This is a genomic window from Streptomyces sp. NPDC026672, from assembly GCF_040638185.1.
In the GTDB taxonomy this organism is placed as follows: domain Bacteria; phylum Actinomycetota; class Actinomycetes; order Streptomycetales; family Streptomycetaceae; genus Streptomyces.
The window spans coordinates 217019-229541 of sequence record NZ_JBEZXS010000005.1; the positions used below are offsets into that span (position 1 = coordinate 217019).

Genomic DNA, 12523 nt, shown 5'->3' on the forward strand with positions numbered 1-12523 from the left:
CCGGGCGACCGGGGGATGTCAGGGCTGCGGGTCGAGGACGGCCGGGCGCGCCGGCCCGGACGCCCCCACGGCTGGGGGGTGTTTGCGCTCGTTGCGCAGGACCAGGAGGGCCATGTCGTCGGCGGGCCTGCCGCCGGTGTGGCGGCGCAGGGCCGCGAGGACGCGGTGCAGCACGGTGCCGGGCGCCGTGAGGTGGTCGCGCGTGGCCTCGGTGAGGGCGTCCGGCAGGGAGAAGAAGCGGCCCCGGGTGTCACGGGCGTCCTCCACGCCGTCCGTGTAGAGGACCAGGCACTCGCCGGGCGACAGCCGGGAGGGGCCGGCGACGTCGAGGTCGGGCGGGAGCGGGAACGCGCCCAGGGGCGGCAGGGATTCGGCCAGTTCGAGGGGGACGACGCCCCCGGTGCCCACCAGATAGGGCCAGGGATGGCCGCAGTTGACGGCGTGGACCGCGCCGTCCGGGTGGATCTCCAGCAGCAGGACGGTCACGAACTCCTCGGCGACCGGGTCGCCCGGGTCGAGACCGCTCGACGGGTGCTCGGCGCGGGCCCGCTCCCGCAGATGACGGGCGAGGGCGCGCTCCAACCGCCGTAACACCTCCGGCAGTTCGCGCTCGTCGTGGGCGGCCTCGCGGAAGCTGCCGAGGACCGCGGCGACCGTGCCCAGCACGGCAAGGCCGTGGCCGCGCACGTCCCCCATCACAACCCGTACGCCGAACTCGGTGGAGACCGCCTCGTACAGGTCGCCGCCCACCGCCGCGCCCCGGTCGGCGGAGAACTGCGCCGCGGCCAGGCCCAGCCCGTCGAGCCGGGGCGGCGGGGGTCGCAGCAGCACGCTCTGGGCGACGCCCGCCACCCGGCGCAGCTGCCTCAGCTCACGCAGCAGGGTACGGCGCACATGGATCACGAGCCCGGTGCCGACGGCGAAGAACACCGCGCTGGTCACGAACCGTGCGCCGAGCCCGGTCTGCTGCGCGAGCGGGCAGGCCAGCTTGTAGGTGATCGCCACACTGCCCCAGAGGGTGGGGAGTCCCAGGGTGAGCACACGCCGGGTGGGTGCCCGTGCCTTCATACGGATCATGCCGCTGCCCCCATACCAGCCCCGACAGAGCGGATCGGACCGGCCCCGAGAGGCCGGTCCGATTCTGTCGACGGGTATGCCCCGATCGGGCCAGATCACGAGAAGTTCTCACCCGAATGAGTGATGAATCTCAAGACACCCGCATATATGCGGGCAGAGGCGACAAGGCGCCCTAGGCCCGCAGCACCGCCCCGGTCCGCTCGCCCGCGAGGGCGACCGCCGCGTCACGGGCCGCCGACGCCTCGTCGACCGTCAGCGTGCGGTCCGCGGCCCGGAAACGGAGCGCGTACGCAAGCGACTTGCGCTCCTGCCCCAGCTGCTCCGCGTTCTCGTAGACGTCGAACAGCCGGATGGACTCCAGGAGTTCACCCGCGCCGGCGCGCAGCGCGGCCTCGACGTCCGCGTGCGGGACGGACCTGTCCACGACCAGGGCGACGTCCTGCGTGGCGACCGGGAACGTGGAGATGCGCGGCCCCTTCACCAGGCCGTCGACCGCCCGCTCCAGCAGGTCCAGGTTCAGCTCCATCGCGCAGGTGCGCGCGGGCAGGCCCAGGGTCTTCAGCACACCGGGGTGCAGCTCGCCCGCGTGGCCCACGACCCGCTCCGTGCCGTCCACCACGACCGCCAGCTCGGCCGTGCGGCCGGGGTGCCAGGGGCCGTACCGGCCGTTGCGGACGAGGAGGTCGACCCCGGTCTCCCGGGCGACGGCGCGGGCGGCCTCGACGGCGTCGGCCCAGTCGGCCGGGCGTCCCCTGCCCCACCAGCCGGCCTGCTCACGGGCGCCCGCGAGGACGACGGCGACGTGCCGCGGCTGGTCGGGGAGCGCCTCGGTGAGGGAGGCGATCTCCTCGTCGGTGGGCCTGCGGTCCACCGGGAGCCGGACGGCGACCTTCAGCTCCTCGCGCGGGTGGAAGACCAGCCCCGTCTCGAAGAGGGCCAGGTCGTGCGAGCCCCGCCCGTCGTTGCGCCGCAGCGCGGCCAGCAGACCGGGCAGCAGCGTCGTGCGGAGCGCGGGCTCCTCGTCGGAGAGCGGGTTGACCAGCCTGACGACACGGCGGGCCGGGTCGTCGGCGGCCAGGGTGAACTGGTCGAAGACCTGCTCGCCGAGGAACGGGTAGTTCGGCGCCTCGACGTACCCGGCGCCGGCCAGCGCGCGGCCGACACGGCGGTGCAGGCGCTGCCGCTCGGTCAGGCCGAGGCCCGCGGGGGGCTTCGGCAGCGTGGAGGGCAGGTTCTCGTAGCCCTCCAGGCGGATGACCTCTTCGGCCAGGTCGTTCGGGTCGGTCAGGTCGGGCCGCCACGACGGGACGGTGACGACCAGCTCGTCCTGTCCCTGGACGGCGCAGCCGACCTCCTGGAGACGGCGGACGACGGTCTCGCGGCCGTAGGCCACGCCCGCCACCTTGTCCGGGTGGTCGGCCGGGACTGTGATGGTGTGCGGCGCGGTGGGCGCGACGACCTCGGTGACGCCGGCGTCCGCGGTGCCGCCCGCGAGCAGCACGAGCAGGTCGACCGTGCGCTGCGCGGCGGCGGAGGCGGCCTGCGGGTCGACTCCGCGCTCGAAGCGGCGGGACGCCTCGGAGGACAGCTTGTGGCGGCGGGCGGTGCGCGCGACGGAGAGGGCGTCGAAGTGGGCGGCCTCGACGACGACCTCCGTGGTCGTGCCGTCCGTCTCGTCGATCTCCGTGTTGGCGCCGCCCATGACGCCCGCGAGGCCGATCGGGCCGCGCTCGTCGGTGATGACCAGGTCCTCGGCGTCCAGGGTGCGCTCGACGCCGTCGAGGGTGGTGAGCTTCTCGCCCGCCTCGGCCCGGCGCACGCCGATGGCGCCCTGGACCCGGCCGCGGTCGTACGCGTGCAGGGGCTGGCCCAGCTCCAGCATCACGTAGTTGGTGACGTCCACGGCCAGGGAGATCGGGCGCATCCCGGCCTTCTGGAGCCGTCGCCGCAGCCAGATCGGGGAGTGCGCCTCGGGGTCGAGGCCGGTCACCGTGCGGGCGGTGAACCGGTCGCAGCCGGCCGGGTCGGACACCTGCACCGGGTAGCCGAAGGCGTTCGGCGCCGGGACGTCGATCAGCGCGGGGTCGCGCAGCGGCAGGCCGTAGGCGGTGGCCGCCTCACGGGCGACACCGCGCAGGGACAGGCAGTAGCCGCGGTCGGGGGTGACGGCGATGTCCAGGACCTCGTCGACCAGCTCCAGCAGCTCGACGGCGTCGGTGCCGACCTCGTACTCCGGCGGCAGCACGATGATGCCCTTGGTGCCGTCGTCGCCCATGCCCAGCTCGTCGCTGGAGCAGATCATGCCGTGCGAGACCTTGCCGTACGTCTTGCGCGCGGCGATCGCGAAGCCGCCGGGCAGCACCGCGCCGGGCAGGACCACGACGACCTTGTCGCCGACGGCGAAGTTGCGGGCGCCGCAGACGATCTCCTGGGGCTCACCGGTGCCGTTGGCGGTGCCGACGTCGACGGTGCAGAAGCGGATCGGCTTCTTGAAGCCGTCCAGCTCCTCGATGGTGAGCACCTGCCCGACGACGAGCGGGCCCTTGAGGCCGTCGCCGAGCTGCTCGACGGTCTCCACCTCCAGGCCGACCGAGATCAGCTTCTCCTGGACGTCGCGGCCGGTCTCCGTCGCCGGCAGGTCGACGTACTCCCGCAGCCAAGAAAGCGGGATCCGCATCAGATCTCCATCCCGAACGGCCGGGTGAACCGGACGTCACCCTCGACCATGTCTCGCATGTCTTCGACGTTGTGGCGGAACATCAGCATCCGTTCGATGCCGAACCCGAAGGCGAACCCGCTGTACTTCTCGGGGTCCACGCCGCAGGCGACGAGCACCCGCGGGTTGACCATGCCGCAGCCGCCCAGCTCGATCCAGCCCTCGCTGGAGCAGGTGCGGCAGGGCCGGTCGGGGTTGCCGACGGAGTCGCCCTTGCACACGTAGCAGAGCATGTCCATCTCGGCGGACGGCTCGGTGAAGGGGAAGTAGTTCGGCCGCAGCCGCGTCTTCATGTCCGGGCCGAACAGCGACTGCACCATGTGGTCGAGGGTGCCCTTGAGGTCGGCCATGGTCAGGCCCTCGTCGACGGCCAGCAGCTCGATCTGGTGGAAGACCGGGGTGTGCGTCGCGTCCAGCTCGTCCGTGCGGTACACACGGCCGGGGCAGACGATGTAGACGGGCGGCTCGCGGTCGAGCAGCGAGCGGGCCTGCACCGGCGAGGTGTGGGTGCGCAGCACGACACCGGACTCGCCGTGGTCGCCCTTGGGGCCCTCGACGAAGAAGGTGTCCTGCATCTGCCGGGCCGGGTGGTCGGGCGTGAAGTTCAGGGCGTCGAAGTTGAACCACTCGGCCTCGACCTCGGGGCCCTCGGCGACCTCGTACCCCATGGACACGAAGACGTCCGCGACGCGCTCCATGAACGTGGTCAGGGGGTGGCGGGCGCCGCCCGGGACCCGGTCGTACGGCAGGGTGACGTCCACCGCCTCCTCGACCAGGACACGGGCGTCGCGCTCGGCCTCCAGCTCGCCCTGGCGGGCGGCGAGGGCCTTGTTGACGGCGCCGCGGGCCATGCCGACGCGCTTGCCCGCGTCGGCCTTGGCGTGCGGGGGCAGGGCGCCGATCTCGCGGTTGGCGAGCGCCAGCGGGGAGGCGGGGCCGGTGTGCGCGACCTTGGCCTCGTGGAGCGCGTCGAGGGAGTCCGCGGCGGCGAAGGCGGCGAGCGCCTCGTCCCGCATGCGCTCGATCTCTTCCGGTTTCAACGCCTCGACCTCTACTGGGTCGTACGACTTATTCGGTGCCGACATCTCTTCCCGTGCTTCCGGTTGGCTGGCTGGAGGTCCCCGTCTCCGACTCTGCGGCCGTGCGCGGGACACATGGGTGCCAAAGGCCGAGTCTAACGGGGCGGAGATGGACGAATGAGCCCGCGGGCCGCTCAGGCGAGATACGCCGGGATGCCCGCGGGCAGGGTAAATCGGAACTCCGCGCCGCCGCCGGGGGCACGGCCGACGGTGATGGTGCCGCCGTGGGCCTCGACGATGCCCTTCACGATGTACAGCCCGAGGCCCGTGCCACCGCGCTTGCTGCCCCGCCAGAAGCGGGTGAAGACGCGGTTCATGGACTCCTCCGGAATGCCGGACCCCTCGTCGCTGACGGTGACCGAGGTGGCCGTGTTCTCGTGCTGCTCGTCCTCGCCCTCGCGTGGGGACGCGGCGGGCGTGACGTCTATCGTGACCGTTCCCTCGCCGTGCCGCACGGCATTTTCCAGCAGGTTGCTGAGGACCTGGTCGACCTTGTCGGGGTCGGCCCACAGGGCGGGCAGCGGCTGCTCGATGCGCAGCAGGAAGCGGTCGGCGGGCTGGCCCGCGGCGACGTACGCCTGGATGTGCCGGCCGACGGCCGCGCCCATGTCGACGGGCTGGCGGCGCACCTCCAGGCGGCCGGAGTCGATGCGGGAGATGTCGAGGAGCTCGGCGATGAGCCGGGTGACCCGGTTGGCGTCGGCGTCGACGGTCTCCAGCATCAGCCGCTTCTGGTCGTCGGTGAAGCGTTCCCACTTGGCGAGCAGGGTCGCGGTGAAGCCCTTGACGGAGGTCAGCGGGGAGCGCAGTTCGTGGGCGACGGTGGCTATCAGCTCGGCGTGGCTGCGTTCGGTGCGGCGGCGGGCCTCGGTGTCGCGCAGGCAGACGACGACGCGGTGGACGGGGCCGGTGGGCTCGCGGCGCACGTACCGCGCCGACACCAGGACCTCGCGGCCGCCGGGCAGCAGGAGATTGCGCTCGGGCTGCCGGACCCGGATGGCGAGCCCGCCGTAGGGATCGGTGAGCTGCCACCAGCGCCGGCCCTCCAGGTCCTCTAAGGGGAGGGCCTTCTCCAGGCGCCGGCCGAGGGCGTCCTCGGGGCGTACGGCGGTGATGCGGGCGGCGGCGGAGTTGAAGCAGACCACCCGGCCGTGTTCGTCGGCGATCACCAGACCGTCGGGCAGGTCCTCGGGGTCGATGCCGGACCCGGTGGGGTCGCCGTACCGGGGCGCCGGCACGCGCCGCAGGTCACGCCCGCCCGGGGCACTGTTCGTGCCGACGCTCATCCCCGTATCCCACCCTTCGGCCGCCGTGGGCCCCAGAGCTGGTCACCTTACTAGCTCTCGGTGACGGAGCGGCACCCTCCGGAGGCGCGCTGCGCACGGGCCGACGCGTAGAGACATACGGCGGCGGCGGTGGCGAGGTTCAGGCTCTCGGCCTTTCCGTGCAGGGGGACACGCACGACGGCGTCCGCCAGCGCGCGGGTCTCCTCCGGGAGCCCCCACGCCTCGTTGCCGAACACCCAGGCCGTGGGCCCGCCCATGGTGCCCTTGTCCAGCTCGTCGTCCAGGTCGTCGGTGCCGGCGCCGTCGGCGGCGAGGACGCGCACCCCGGCGGCCCTGAGGCCGGCGACGGCCCGCTCCACCGGGACGCCGACGGCGACGGGCAGGTGGAACAGCGAGCCGACGGAGGCGCGTACGGCCTTGGGGTTGTACAGGTCGACGGAGGCGTCGGTGAGGACGACGGCCTCGGCGCCCGCGGCGTCGGCGCACCGCAGCACGGTGCCGGCGTTGCCGGGGTCGCGGACGTGCGCGAGGACGGCGACGAGCTTGGGGCGGGCCCTGAGGACGTCCTCGAAGTCGGTGTCGAGGAACCTGCACACCCCGACGAGTCCCTGCGGGGTGACGGTGGTGGAGATGTCGGCGATCACGTCCTCGGAGGCGAGGTGGACGTGGACCCCGGCGGTGCGGGCCTCGCCGACGATGTCGGCGTACCGCTCCGCGGCCTCAACGGTGGTGAACAGCTCGACGAGCGTGTCCCCGTGCCGGGCGGCCTCCCGTACGGCCTGCGGCCCCTCGGCGAGGAACAGCCGCTCCTTGCCCCGGAAATTCCGCTTCCCGAGCCGCCGGGCGGCAGTCACACGCACGGAACGGGGGGAGATCAACTCAGGAGAGACAGGGGGCATCTTTCTTGCTTCCGGAGACTTGTGGCGCCCCGGAGGGGCGCGGGGCTGTGTCGATATGCGGCTCCGCCGCGTGGGCGCGACCAGCCACGGCGGAGCCGCAGCCGAAGGACGGCCCACCCCACCCCAACGGCAAGGCCCGCAAGCCATGACAGCCTGCGGGCCTGCAGTCGGGTCGGCCGAAGCTCAGCGCAGCGTCACGCCGCCTTGGGGGCGTTCACGTCCGCCGGGAGCGCCTTCTGCGCGGCCTCGACCAGCGCGGCGAACGCGCTCGCGTCGTTGACGGCCAGCTCGGCGAGGATCTTGCGGTCGACCTCGATGTTCGCGGCCTTCAGACCCTGGATGAAGCGGTTGTACGTGATGCCGTTGGCGCGGGCAGCGGCGTTGATGCGCTGGATCCACAGCTGACGGAAGTCGCCCTTGCGCTTCTTGCGGTCGTTGTAGTTGTAGACCAGCGAGTGGGTGACCTGCTCCTTGGCCTTGCGGTACAGGCGCGAACGCTGACCGCGGTAGCCGGAGGCCTGCTCGAGGATCGCCCGGCGCTTCTTGTGGGCGTTGACTGCCCGCTTGACGCGTGCCACTTGTTAACTCCTTGTAGCGGGGCCGCGGTTGACTTCACGCGACCCGGAAACGATATGGGTCCCGGTCCTTGCGTACGGCGCTCAGGGGGCGCCGTGCGTCACTTGCCGAGAAGCTTCTTGATCTTCGCGGCGTCGCCCGGGGCCATCTCGGCGTTGCCGGTGAGGCGACGCGTCACGCGGGACGACTTGTGCTCGAGCAGGTGGCGCTTGCCGGCGCGCTCACGGAGCACCTTGCCGGAGCCGGTGACCTTGAAGCGCTTGCTGGCACCGCTGTGCGACTTGTTCTTCGGCATGGCGCCGTTATCTCCTCGTCGGTGGCACTCCGGTGCCCGGTCGCGAAACCGGGCACGGTGGAGCGTCGCTGCTTGTTTCGGTTACGTCCTGGGACTCGCGTCCCGGGGATCACGCCTCGGCGGGTTCCTCGGCGGGCGCCTCTGCCTCGGCCTCTACCTCGGCCTCGGCGGGGTTCTGCGAGCGGCCGGGGTTGGCCTTCGCGTCCGCCTTGCGGGCTTCCTGCGCCTGTCGAGCCTCGGCCATCGCCTCGGTCTTCTTCTTGTGCGGACCGAGGACCATGATCATGTTGCGGCCGTCCTGCTTCGGGTTCGACTCCACGAAGCCGAGGTCCTGGACGTCCTCCGCGAGCCGCTGGAGCAGCCTGTAGCCCAGCTCGGGCCGGGACTGCTCACGACCGCGGAACATGATCGTGATCTTGACCTTGTCGCCCTGCTTGAGGAACCGGACGACATGACCCTTCTTGGTGTCATAGTCGTGCGGGTCGATCTTCGGCCGGAGCTTCATCTCCTTGATGACCGTGTGCGCCTGGTTCTTGCGCGCCTCACGGGCCTTCATGGCCGACTCGTACTTGAACTTCCCGTAGTCCATGAGCTTGCAGACGGGCGGACGGGCGTTCGCCGCGACCTCGACCAGGTCGAGGTCGTACTCCTGCGCAAGCTCCAGGGCCTTCGCGAGCGGCACGATGCCGACCTGCTCGCCACTGGGACCGACAAGTCGCACCTCGGGAACGCGAATCCGGTCGTTGATGCGGGGCTCGGTGCTGATGGATCCTCCTCGGTAGCACCATACGGCCGCCTGGCGGACGACCGCGTGTGTCTGACTGACATGGAGACCAACCATCACGGCACATGAAAAATGCCCCGGACGGGACACAGGCGGGACTCCGAAGCATCCGGAGCACCGCCGCGGTGAGCCGCGGGGCGCGCTTTCCGACGACTGCTCCACCGTCCGTACGGAACGGTGGGGGTCGTCTGACCCGGTTGACCCGCCGTCCCGGGGGACGGTCAGGTGGGAGATCGGAGCCTCCACTTGCGGGCCGAACACATACATGTTCGACCGGTCGTTGCACAAGGCTAGCAGCTCCACCGGTGAAGGGCTAACCGAGACCGGCTGGGGCCGGGCCCGCCGCGCCGCCTATCGTGTCCCGCATGAGTGAGACCTCCCCCTCCGGCCCCGACGGGCAGCCCGACTTCGACGAGATGACCCGCGACATCGCCGAGGTCCCCGCGGTCGAGGTGATCGTGACGGTCGCCGTCAACCTGATGAGCGCCGCCGCGGTGAAGCTCGGCCTGACCGAGGAGGGCGACAAGTACAAGGACCTGGACGAGGCGCGCAAGCTGGTGACCGCCCTCGCCGGTCTGCTGGACGCGAGCGCGACCGAGATCAGCTCCTTCCACGCGGCGCCGCTGCGCGACGGTCTGAAGTCGCTCCAGCTGGCGTTCCGCGAGGCGTCGATCGTCCCGGACGACCCGGGCCAGGGTCCGGGCGAGAAGTACACGGGCCCGGTCTACGGCTGAGGTCCCCGCAGGACGCCCCCGGTTTCCCCTCTCCGCTCGAACGGAGAGGGGCGCCGCCGGTTCAGGCGCGGACGTACAGGGGCTCGCCCGGCGGGGTGGTCCCGGCCGGCAGGAGCGCCAGGTCGAGACCGCGCACCAGGCGGGCCCTCAGTGTGTCGTCGGCCGCCAGGCGTCCGGCGACGGCGCGGGCGGCCACGGCGGGGTCGGCGCCAGGGTCGAGCACGAGGGCGAGGGTGCCGTCGGCCTCGCCGGGGCCCAGGTGGGCGCGGAGCACGGCGGGTTCGCCGGCGCAGACCGCGCGCACGGCCCCGACGACGGCGGGATCGGCGAGCGGGTCGGTGCTCGTGCGGCCCTCGGCCAGCGCGAGCAGGGCGGGGCCGGTCAGCTCGAACGGCACCGGGCCCGACATGTCGAGCACGATGGTGTCCGCCCGCTCATGGGCGGCGGCGCGCAGCGCCTGGTACAGCGGTACGGCGACGGGGCGGGCCCCGGCGTCCCACCGGGCCAGCGCGTCGGTGGAGGTGAACGCGGGCAGGGCGGTGCGGCCCCCGGCCTTCAGGGTGGGCACGGCCATGTCGCTGGTCTTCTCCCGGCGCAGCCCCTTCTCGTCGTACTCGGCCTCCCCGAGCACGGCCACGACGGGCACGAGCAGCCGGGTCCCCTTCAGGGCCTCCAGGACGGGGCCGACGGCGGTGCGGTCCTCGGCCCAGGCGGCGAGCGCGGCGCTCAGCCGGGGGTCGGCGGAGCCGTCGTCGTCGGAGTAGCCGGGGTCGGGAATGTTCTTGTTCGCCACGGTCACCGACCCTATCGGTGGGATGCTGCTGGGCTTGTGCGGGGCCCGAAACCCGGCGGTCACACGGCTCATGGATTTCTGGGATTTCTCTGACAAGGATCTAACGCCGGGCTAACGGGGCGCACAGCCGGTGCCCCGAGCATCACGGCATGGAGTCTTCCGGAGGGGGCCGCCCGCTCGTCCACGCCCTGGTCGCGGCCGTGGCGGTGGTGGGGGTGACGGCGGCGGGGTCGGTGTACGTGCAGGCGCGGGCGCACTCGGGGCCTGCGCCCGTATCCTCGGCGTCGTCGTTGCCGCCCTCGCCGTCACCGTCGTCCCGCTCGACGGCGGCGCCGTCGTCGGTGCCGTCGGTCTCCGCCCCCGCGGCGGCGCGCGAGGAGGAACCGGTGGATCCGGACGAACTGCTGCACAAGGGGATGGCCGACGTCGACGTGCCGTCGGGGGCGCGGGTCTCGGTGGCGGTGCTGGACCTGGGCTCCGGTGCGCGCGCCGGGTACGGGACGGGGACGTTCGACACGGCGAGCATCGTGAAGGTCGACATCCTGGCGGCGCTGCTGCTGCGGGCGCAGGACGCGGACCGGCGGCTCACGGCGGCCGAGCGGGCGTACGCGACGCGGATGATCGAGAGCAGCGACAACGACGCGGCGTCGGCGCTGTGGCGGGACATCGGCGGTGCGGCGGGGCTGGACGCGGCCAACAGGCGGTTCGGGCTCATGGACACGACCGGCGGGGACGGCGGTCTCTGGGGGCTGACGCGGACCACGGCGGCCGATCAACTGACGCTGCTGCGGCAGGTGTTCGAGGACGACTCGAAGCTGAGCGCGGCCTCACGGGCGTATCTGCGGGGTCTGATGGAGAACGTCGTGGCGGGGCAGCGGTGGGGGGTCTCGGCCGTCCCGGGCGGCTCCTCGGGGTGGGCCCTGAAGAACGGCTGGCTGCCGCGCAGTACGACCGGCCTGTGGGACGTCAACAGCATCGGCCGGGTGACCTCGGCCGGCCGCTCCTACCTCCTGGCCGTCCTCACCGACGGCACGTCCACGCAGGAGCGGGGCATCACCCTGGCCGAGTCGGCGGCGCGGGCGGCGGTCGCGGCGCTCGCGGCCGGCTGACCTCACTCGGACCGTTCGCGGCGGGTCCGCCAGAGGATGGCCGCGGCGACGAGGAGGACACCGCCCGCGCCGCCCGCGAGGGGGCCCGCCCAGCCGGCCGCGCCGCCGGAGCCGCCCTCCTTGTCGGGGCCGGGGCCGAAGTACCGCTCGCCGTAGGCCGCCGGGCGCAGGCCGCGCGGCTTGAGGCGGCCCGCGGCCTCGATGGCGGCGGCCGGGTCGACGAACCCGAAGCCGCGGGAGTCGTCGCGGCCCCCGCTGGGCGCGTTCCGCGCGGTGTCCTCCAGCAGCTTCTTGATCTGCGCGGGGGTCAGCCCGGGGTGGGCCGCCTTGACGAGGGCGACGGCGCCGGAGACGAACGCGGACGCGGCGCTGGTGCCCCAGCCCTCGTAGTACTTGTGGTCGGGGTCGGCGATCACGACGTCCACGCCGGGCGCGCTGACCGTGGCGTACCAGCGGCGGGTGGAGAACGCGGCGCGGGTGCCGTACCGGTCGACGGCGGTGGCGGCGATGACGCCCGGGTAGGCGGCCGGGTAGGAGATGTGGTCGCCCTTGTCGCCGCCGTTGCCGGCGGAGGCGACCACGGCGACGCCCTTCTTGAGGGCGTACTGCACGGCCTCGTCCTCGCTGGGTTCCGGGTGCGCGGAGTCGGAGTCGTCGCCGAGGGAGAGGTTGATGACGTCGGCGCCGTGGTCGGCGGCCCAGCGGATGCCTTCGGCGAGGGCGTTGCCGCGGCTGCTGCGGGCCTTTCCGCGGGCGGAGTCGCCGTCCTCCAGGATCACGCGGACGGGCAGGATCTTGGCCTCGGGCGCGACGCCCATGACGCCGTCCGCGTCGCCGGGGCCGTGGCCGTGTCCGGCGATGATGCCGGCCATGGCGGTGCCGTGCCGGGCCCACGCGCGGTCGCCGGGCTCCGCGCCGAAGCCGATGAGGTCCTTGGTGGGCAGGACGTTGCCGGTGAGGTCGGGGTGGTCGGACTCGACGCCGGTGTCCAGGACGGCGACGGTGACGCCCCCGCCCTTGGTGGTGCGCCACGCCTGGTCGGTGTGGAGCGCGGACAGGGCCCATTGCTGGGCGCGGATGCCGTCGGCGTGCGCGGTGGTCGCGGGCAGCAGGGCGAGGGAGCCGGCGAGGAGGAGGCTCAGGGCCGTACCGGTGGCTCGGTTCACTCGGTTCGC

Annotated in this window: 12 protein-coding genes; 2 read left to right on the forward strand and 10 right to left on the reverse strand. The window is 72.8% G+C overall.

Annotated features, from left to right (window positions below; translation table 11 throughout):
• Nucleotides 1-18: 18 nt before the first annotated feature.
• The 8 genes from AB0F77_RS07755 to infC form a co-directional block, all read right to left on the reverse strand.
• Complete coding sequence (locus tag AB0F77_RS07755) at nucleotides 19-1077, reverse strand: PP2C family protein-serine/threonine phosphatase (RefSeq protein ID WP_361943126.1); 1059 nt, start codon at nucleotides 1075-1077, stop codon at nucleotides 19-21.
• Nucleotides 1078-1249: 172 nt separating this feature from the next.
• Complete coding sequence (pheT, locus tag AB0F77_RS07760) at nucleotides 1250-3754, reverse strand: phenylalanine--tRNA ligase subunit beta (protein WP_361943129.1); 2505 nt, start codon at nucleotides 3752-3754, stop codon at nucleotides 1250-1252.
• A complete protein-coding gene (pheS, locus tag AB0F77_RS07765; RefSeq protein WP_361943132.1) occupies nucleotides 3754-4878 on the reverse strand; it encodes a phenylalanine--tRNA ligase subunit alpha in 1125 nt (374 codons plus the stop codon). The genes pheT and pheS overlap by 1 nt, the downstream gene beginning before the upstream one ends.
• Nucleotides 4879-5006: 128 nt before the next feature.
• Nucleotides 5007-6158: an ATP-binding protein gene (locus AB0F77_RS07770; RefSeq protein WP_361943135.1), complete on the reverse strand. Its 1152-nt coding sequence runs from the start codon at nucleotides 6156-6158 to the stop codon at nucleotides 5007-5009.
• 50 nt (nucleotides 6159-6208) lie between these two features.
• Nucleotides 6209-7057 (reverse strand): RNA methyltransferase, encoded by an 849-nt coding sequence (locus tag AB0F77_RS07775; protein WP_361943138.1) that lies wholly within the window; start codon nucleotides 7055-7057, stop codon nucleotides 6209-6211.
• A 194-nt stretch (nucleotides 7058-7251) separates the two neighbouring features.
• On the reverse strand, nucleotides 7252-7635 hold the full coding sequence (rplT, locus tag AB0F77_RS07780) for a 50S ribosomal protein L20 (protein WP_189309714.1): 384 nt from the start codon (nucleotides 7633-7635) through the stop codon (nucleotides 7252-7254).
• Between the two features lie 98 nt (nucleotides 7636-7733).
• A complete protein-coding gene (gene rpmI, locus AB0F77_RS07785) occupies nucleotides 7734-7928 on the reverse strand; it encodes a 50S ribosomal protein L35 (protein ID WP_004933563.1) in 195 nt (64 codons plus the stop codon).
• Between the two features lie 109 nt (nucleotides 7929-8037).
• The gene (gene infC / locus AB0F77_RS07790; protein ID WP_361943141.1) at nucleotides 8038-8769 is read right to left on the reverse strand and encodes a translation initiation factor IF-3; all 732 of its coding nucleotides are present in this window, start codon (nucleotides 8767-8769) and stop codon (nucleotides 8038-8040) included.
• Between the two features lie 308 nt (nucleotides 8770-9077).
• Between infC and AB0F77_RS07795 the strand changes: the two genes are divergently transcribed.
• Nucleotides 9078-9446: a DUF1844 domain-containing protein gene (locus AB0F77_RS07795; RefSeq protein ID WP_361943144.1), complete on the forward strand. Its 369-nt coding sequence runs from the start codon at nucleotides 9078-9080 to the stop codon at nucleotides 9444-9446.
• Nucleotides 9447-9507: 61 nt separating this feature from the next.
• Here AB0F77_RS07795 and AB0F77_RS07800 read toward each other — a convergent pair whose 3' ends face one another.
• Nucleotides 9508-10239, reverse strand: a complete 732-nt coding sequence (locus AB0F77_RS07800; RefSeq protein WP_361943148.1) for an SseB family protein — start codon at nucleotides 10237-10239, stop codon at nucleotides 9508-9510.
• A 149-nt stretch (nucleotides 10240-10388) separates the two neighbouring features.
• On the opposite strand from AB0F77_RS07800, the gene AB0F77_RS07805 reads away from it, so the two are divergent.
• On the forward strand, nucleotides 10389-11348 hold the full coding sequence (locus tag AB0F77_RS07805; protein WP_361943151.1) for a serine hydrolase: 960 nt from the start codon (nucleotides 10389-10391) through the stop codon (nucleotides 11346-11348).
• A gap of 2 nt (nucleotides 11349-11350) precedes the next feature.
• Here AB0F77_RS07805 and mycP read toward each other — a convergent pair whose 3' ends face one another.
• A complete protein-coding gene (gene mycP, locus AB0F77_RS07810; protein WP_361943154.1) occupies nucleotides 11351-12514 on the reverse strand; it encodes a type VII secretion-associated serine protease mycosin in 1164 nt (387 codons plus the stop codon).
• Between the last annotated feature and the right edge of the window lie 9 nt (nucleotides 12515-12523).

Excerpts from the sequence above, each read along its gene's own strand:
- AB0F77_RS07755 (WP_361943126.1), bottom strand. The coding sequence starts at position 1,077 with ATGATCCGTATGAAGGCACGGGCACCCACCCGGCGTGTGCTCACCCTG.
- AB0F77_RS07795 (WP_361943144.1), top strand. The coding sequence starts at position 9,078 with ATGAGTGAGACCTCCCCCTCCGGCCCCGACGGGCAGCCCGACTTCGAC.
- AB0F77_RS07770 (WP_361943135.1), bottom strand. The coding sequence starts at position 6,158 with ATGAGCGTCGGCACGAACAGTGCCCCGGGCGGGCGTGACCTGCGGCGC.
- rpmI (WP_004933563.1), bottom strand. The coding sequence starts at position 7,928 with ATGCCGAAGAACAAGTCGCACAGCGGTGCCAGCAAGCGCTTCAAGGTC.
- pheT (WP_361943129.1), bottom strand. The coding sequence starts at position 3,754 with ATGCGGATCCCGCTTTCTTGGCTGCGGGAGTACGTCGACCTGCCGGCG.
- pheS (WP_361943132.1), bottom strand. The coding sequence starts at position 4,878 with ATGTCGGCACCGAATAAGTCGTACGACCCAGTAGAGGTCGAGGCGTTG.
- infC (WP_361943141.1), bottom strand. The coding sequence starts at position 8,769 with ATGGTTGGTCTCCATGTCAGTCAGACACACGCGGTCGTCCGCCAGGCG.
- AB0F77_RS07775 (WP_361943138.1), bottom strand. The coding sequence starts at position 7,057 with ATGCCCCCTGTCTCTCCTGAGTTGATCTCCCCCCGTTCCGTGCGTGTG.
- AB0F77_RS07805 (WP_361943151.1), top strand. The coding sequence starts at position 10,389 with ATGGAGTCTTCCGGAGGGGGCCGCCCGCTCGTCCACGCCCTGGTCGCG.